This window comes from Luteimonas abyssi, assembly GCF_001482195.1.
GTDB classification, from domain to species: Bacteria; Pseudomonadota; Gammaproteobacteria; order Xanthomonadales; family Xanthomonadaceae; genus Luteimonas; species Luteimonas abyssi.
In genome coordinates this window covers 1-609 of the sequence record NZ_JUKH01000035.1, presented here as the reverse complement: position 1 = coordinate 609, position 609 = coordinate 1, and the positions used below count along the sequence as shown (strand labels likewise).

The 609-nt window shown below is 53.7% G+C and carries 1 rRNA gene; it reads left to right on the top strand.

Going from position 1 to position 609, the window contains the following annotated elements:
- Window positions 1-135: 135 nt before the first annotated feature.
- Window positions 136-609: ribosomal RNA gene (locus RG19_RS00010) — 16S ribosomal RNA — on the top strand; the annotation flags it as partial.

Sequence of the window (609 nt, the reverse complement as noted above, 5' to 3'; positions counted from 1 at the left end):
GGATGACCATCCACAAAACGCAGACGTTCGAAAGAGCACAAAGTCGATTCCAAGCATGCAAATGCGAGTGATTGATGACGAGTTCTGGACGACGACTGCACTCAAGCTATATAGGGCTTCGGCCTTAGTAAGACTTAAGTGAAGAGTTTGATCCTGGCTCAGAGTGAACGCTGGCGGCAGGCCTAACACATGCAAGTCGAACGGCAGCACGAGAGAGCTTGCTCTCTTGGTGGCGAGTGGCGGACGGGTGAGTAATACATCGGAATCTACCCTGTCGTGGGGGATAACGTAGGGAAACTTACGCTAATACCGCATACGACCTACGGGTGAAAGCAGGGGATCTTCGGACCTTGCGCGATTGGATGAGCCGATGTCGGATTAGCTAGTTGGCGGGGTAAAGGCCCACCAAGGCGACGATCCGTAGCTGGTCTGAGAGGATGATCAGCCACACTGGAACTGAGACACGGTCCAGACTCCTACGGGAGGCAGCAGTGGGGAATATTGGACAATGGGCGCAAGCCTGATCCAGCCATGCCGCGTGGGTGAAGAAGGCCTTCGGGTTGTAAAGCCCTTTTGTTGGGAAAGAAAAGCATTCGGTTAATACCCGAG